This window comes from Dethiosulfatibacter sp., from assembly GCF_983023055.1.
This window is the reverse complement of the sequence record NZ_CEZJXU010000373.1, coordinates 1-2627: the sequence shown is the minus strand read 5'-3', so window position 1 is coordinate 2627 and position 2627 is coordinate 1. Positions and strand designations below refer to the sequence as shown.

3 protein-coding genes are annotated in these 2627 nt (G+C 35.6%); all 3 read left to right on the top strand.

Translation table 11 applies throughout. From position 1 onward, the window contains the following. Positions 1-354: CDP-alcohol phosphatidyltransferase family protein (locus AC3AX0_RS11190; RefSeq protein ID WP_487550368.1), on the top strand; the 354-nt coding region annotated here is incomplete at its 5' end. Positions 355-427: 73 nt separating this feature from the next. After that, positions 428-1447, top strand: a complete 1020-nt coding sequence (recA, locus tag AC3AX0_RS11185) for a recombinase RecA (RefSeq protein ID WP_487550367.1) — start codon at positions 428-430, stop codon at positions 1445-1447. A gap of 138 nt (positions 1448-1585) precedes the next feature. Beyond that, on the top strand, positions 1586-2627 hold a 1042-nt coding region (rny, locus tag AC3AX0_RS11180; RefSeq protein WP_487550366.1), incomplete at its 3' end, for a ribonuclease Y.

Sequence of the window (2627 nt, the reverse complement as noted above, 5' to 3'; positions counted from 1 at the left end):
GGAAAATTCATGGACCCACTGGCAGACAAGCTTCTTGTTATTTCATCTCTTGTATGCTTTATTGAAATAGGAGTATTGAATTCATGGGTTGTTATGATAATAATTGCTAGAGAACTTTCAATAACAGGCTTCAGGACCTTGGCTGCAAACAAGGGTATAACACTTGCTGCAAATAACTGGGGAAAGCTTAAAACGATTTGTCAGATGACTACAATAATTCTAATATTGGCAATTAATGCAGAGATTTTATTGTTTTTAGATATTCTGGTATTGCCATTGGTAGTTCTTACTGTTGTACTGACGCTTCTGTCAGGATACATTTATATTATTCAAAATAAAACCGTACTCAAATAAAACTTGACATAATCGAAAATATGTTCTATAATTCAACTAGAACGAATGTTCTAAAAACGACGGGGTGATCTATATGGAAAAAGATAAAGCTTTAGAACTGGCAATTAGTCAGATTGAAAGACAATATGGTAAAGGATCAATAATGAGATTGGGAGAAAACAGCAAACTCAATGTTGAATCCGTTTCAACAGGTGCTCTCCCTCTTGACATAGCATTGGGAATAGGTGGATTACCTAGAGGAAGGATAATTGAAATATATGGACCTGAATCTTCAGGTAAGACAACTGTTGCACTTCATGCTGTGGCGGAAACACAAAAACTGGGCGGCATAGCGGCATTTATAGATGCCGAACATGCTCTTGACCCTTTATATGCAAGAAATCTTGGTGTAAATACCGAAGGATTGATTGTATCACAACCTGACACCGGGGAACAGGGTCTGGAAATTACAGAAGCTCTTGTGCGAAGCAATGCAGTGGATATTATTGTAGTGGATTCAGTTGCAGCATTAGTTCCAAGGGCTGAACTTGAAGGTGAAATGGGAGATAGCCATATGGGACTACAAGCAAGACTTATGTCACAGGCATTAAGAAAGCTTGCAGGAGCCATAAAGAAATCAAATACAATAGTTATTTTCATAAATCAGTTGAGAGAAAAAATTGGAGTTATGTTTGGAAGTCCCGAAACAACTACCGGAGGTAGGGCTCTTAAATTTTACGCATCTGTTAGACTGGATGTAAGAAGAATAGAAACCTTGAAAAAAGGTACGGATATGGTTGGTAACAGGACTAAAGTAAAGGTTGCAAAAAATAAGGTTGCTCCTCCATTTAAAATCGCAGAGTTTGATATTATCTATGGAAAGGGAATATCAAATGAAGGATGTATTCTTGACCTTGGAGTTGAAAACGACATTGTAAAAAAAGCCGGTGCATGGTACAGTTACAATGAAACAAGACTTGGTCAGGGAAGAGAGAATTCTAAGGAATTTTTGGAGCTCAACAAAGAACTTTGCAATGAAATAGAGACGAAATTAAGAGTAAAGTATGATCTTATAAAAGAAAGTCCAGAGGAAGAAAATGAAAAAGAGCAGTAATGCTCTTTTTTTAATGCAATTGTCTTGACACATAGATAAAAAAACTATAAAATTATACTAGTTTCTCAAATGATAACTTATAGTATAGTTAAATCAATAAATTTGAATCTTGATAACTTAATAACAGGAGGTAACCCAATGTTACAAAATGTAATATTTGCTTTGGGTGGCGTTGCCGTTGGAATGTTGGTTGGCATATTTATCAGAAAAATGGTAGCCGAAAGGAAAATAGCAAGTGCTGAAACTGAAGCAAGAAGAATAATCGAAGATAGTATTAAATCATCTGAAACAAAGAAAAAGGAATCTTTACTTGAAGCTAAAGATGAGATACACAAAATCAGAAATGAAGCAGAAAAAGAGAACAAAGACAGAAGAATTGAATTGCAAAAACTAGAAAAAAGATTAGTGAAAAAAGAAGAAACCCTTGAAAAGAAAAATGAGTCTATTGAAAAAAGAGAAGAAAAAATCAACAGAATGTACAAGGACATTGATTCTAAAGAAAAAGAAATCAAAGAACTTGAATTGACTCAAAAAAGGGAACTGGAAAGAATATCCGGTTTAACTTCTGAAGAAGCAAAAACTGTATTGATAGAAGGCATAAAAAAAGAAGCAGAATACGATGCAGCTATTATGGTCAAGGATATTGAGAGAGAAGCTAAAGAGAACGCGGACAGAAAAGCAAGAGAAATTGTAAGTTATGCAATACAGAAATGTTCAGCAGATCATGTTGCTGAAACAACTGTATCAGTAGTGGATTTGCCTAATGATGAAATGAAGGGAAGGATAATCGGCCGTGAAGGAAGAAATATCAGAGCCCTTGAAACAGCAACAGGAATAGATCTTATTATAGATGATACTCCTGAAGCGGTTGTTATTTCAGGATTTGATCCAATAAGGCGTGAAGTGGCTAGAATAGCACTTGAAAAGCTTATCAATGATGGAAGAATACATCCAGCTAGAATTGAAGAAATGGTTGAAAGAGCAAAAAAAGAAGTAAACCAGATAATCAAGGATGAAGGTGAAAAAGCTGCCTTTGATGTTGGAATCCATGGGTTGAGAAATGAAGTTGTGAAATTATTGGGAAGACTGAAATATAGGACAAGCTATGGACAAAATGTCTTGAAGCATTCTATAGAGGTTGCCCATTTAAGTGCAATAATGGCAGCTGAGCTGGGTGCCG